3 protein-coding genes are annotated in these 2,469 nt (G+C 60.1%); all 3 read right to left on the reverse strand.

All coding sequences use genetic code 11. The annotated features are described in order from the left end of the window. On the reverse strand, positions 1-1,083 hold a 1,083-nt coding region (locus tag ABY948_RS12065), incomplete at its 3' end, for a Clp protease N-terminal domain-containing protein (RefSeq protein ID WP_461482782.1). Positions 1,084-1,156: 73 nt separating this feature from the next. Beyond that, positions 1,157-1,903 (reverse strand): peptidoglycan editing factor PgeF, encoded by a 747-nt coding sequence (pgeF, locus tag ABY948_RS12070; RefSeq protein ID WP_461482783.1) that lies wholly within the window; start codon positions 1,901-1,903, stop codon positions 1,157-1,159. Positions 1,904-1,906: 3 nt separating this feature from the next. After that, positions 1,907-2,469, reverse strand: a 563-nt coding sequence (locus ABY948_RS12075) for an RluA family pseudouridine synthase (RefSeq protein WP_461482784.1), incomplete at its 5' end; no start/stop codon positions are given.

The raw sequence follows: 2,469 nt of genomic DNA on the forward strand, positions 1-2,469 counted from the left end.
CCCATGGTGGACCTCATAGCGCTCCTTGAGGCCGCGCAGTATGGCGATGGTGTCCTCCTCGTTGGGTTCATCCACCAGCACTTTCTGGAAACGGCGCTCGAGGGCGGCATCCTTTTCGATAAATTGTCGATACTCATCCAGCGTGGTGGCACCCACACAGTGCAATTCACCGCGAGCCAGGGCCGGCTTCAGCATGTTGCCCGCATCCAAAGCGCCCTCGGCCTTGCCTGCCCCCACCATGGTGTGCAGCTCGTCGATAAACAGGATGATGCGGCCCTCCTGCCTGGAGAGCTCTTTCAACACCGCCTTCAGGCGTTCCTCGAAATCGCCGCGGAATTTGGCTCCCGCCAGCAATGACCCCAGGTCCAGAGAGAGGATGCGCTTGTCCTTCAGACCCTCCGGCACCTCGCCGTTCACCACCCGCTGGGCCAGTCCCTCGATAATAGCGGTCTTACCCACGCCGGGCTCGCCGATCAGCACCGGGTTGTTCTTGGTGCGGCGCTGCAACACCTGGATGGTTCGACGGATCTCATCGTCCCGACCAATAACTGGGTCAAGCTTGCCCTCTTCCGCCCGGGCTGTGAGGTCGATGGTGTATTTTTCCAGCGCTTGGCGGCTGCCTTCCGCTTCCGGGTCTGTCACGGCTTCACCTCCACGAATTTTATCCACAACCGCCTTGAATTTGGACTTGTCGCCAAACCTGGCCAGCGTCTTGCCCAGCTCGCCCTTGTCCTCAAAAGCGGCCAGAATCAGCGCCTCGCTGGAAATATACTGGTCGCCCTGCTGCTGGGCCTGTTTATCGGCCAGGTTAAACAGCCTTGCCAGCTCGGGCGAGATGGAAATTTCCCCCGTGGGATTCTGGATTTTGGGTAAGTTCTCCAGTTGCTGTTCAAGTTCGGTTTTCAGCTCCGCAACCTTGAAGCCCGCCTGGTTGAGCATGGGTTTGAGCGAACTGCCCTGCTGATTGAGCAGCGACAGAATCAGGTGAACCGGTTCCAGGGCACTGTGATCCCGGCCGACGGCCAGGGACTGGGCATCGGAAATGGCATTCTGTAAATGACTGGTAAAACGGTCAAATCGCATAACCAACCTCAATTGTTGCTGTTGGCTAAGAAAATTGGGGCGGCAATGACTATTTCAAGCGGAGGGGGGCTTTTTAACTGATCCAGATCAAGCTGGCCATACGGCCAGTCTGTGCGTCGCGGCGAAAAGAATAAAAGCGGTCAGCATCCGAATAGGTGCAGAACTGACCACCGTATATGTGGGACACGCCCTGAGCTGCCAGCGCCAATCTGGACAGTGCGTACAGGTCCGCACACCAATGACCGGGCTTGGTGCTGACGAAACAGTTTTCAATCTGAGCCACACCGCCCCAGGCCGGCGCGTTGGCGAGAAAAGCCTTGTACACCTCCGCCCCCACTTCAAAGCCGGCCTGGCCAATCGCCGGGCCCAGCCAGGCCATCAGCTGCGCGGGAGGGGATCGAAACTGCCGGATACCACTGGCCACCACCCCCTCGGCCAGCCCGCGCCAACCGGCGTGCAGGGCGGCCACCTCGGTTCCCTGCCGATTGCACAGCAAAATGGGCAGGCAGTCAGCGGTCATCACGGTGCAGACCACTCCCGGCCGATCACTGTAGCTGCCGTCAGCGCGGCGAATCACCCCGTCACTGTGCGCCACAACGACCTCCGTGCCATGCACCTGCTCCAGCAACTGTGGCGACGAGGGAAAGCGCAATAACGCCGCCAGCAATTGCCAGTTCTGCTGCACCGCAACAGGGCTGTCACCCACATGGTAGGCCAGGTTCATACTGCGCCATGGCGGGCTGGAGACACCGCCCCGGCGAGTCGTCGCGGCGGCCCGGATGTTCGCGGGGCACGGCCAATCCGGGATCAAAACACTCACGGCTTACTGTCTACCGGCCGCATCAGCCTGAATGGCCGCCAGTAACTCGTTGAAATCCGCTGGCGGGGACACCTGCCATTCCATCAATTCACCGGATGCGGGATGGATCAGGGCGAGCCGGGTTGCATGCAATGCCTGTCGTTTGAAGGCTCGCAGTGCATCGTGCAGTTCAAGTGAAGCGCCTTTCGGCAGCTTGAGACGACCGCCATAGGTGATGTCCCCGATCAGCGGGTAGCCGATACTGGCCATGTGCACCCGAATCTGGTGGGTGCGCCCGGTTTCCAGCCTGACGCGAATATAGGTATGACCGGGAAAACGCTCCACCACCCGGTAATGGGTAATCGCCTCCTTGCCGCCGAGGTCGAGGACAGCCATTTTGGTACGCGCCTGGGGATGGCGCCCAATCGGTTTGTCGACGGTGCCACCGCCGCTCATATGTCCTTGAACAATGGCCAAGTATTCACGGCTCACGGTGCGCGCCTGCAACTGTTTGATCAGGGATTGGTGCGCCGGCAGGGTTTTCGCCACCACCATCAACCCCGAGGTATCCTTGTCCAGACGGTGTA

The organism is Porticoccus sp., from assembly GCF_041592135.1.
Classification (GTDB): Bacteria; Pseudomonadota; Gammaproteobacteria; order Pseudomonadales; family Porticoccaceae; genus Porticoccus.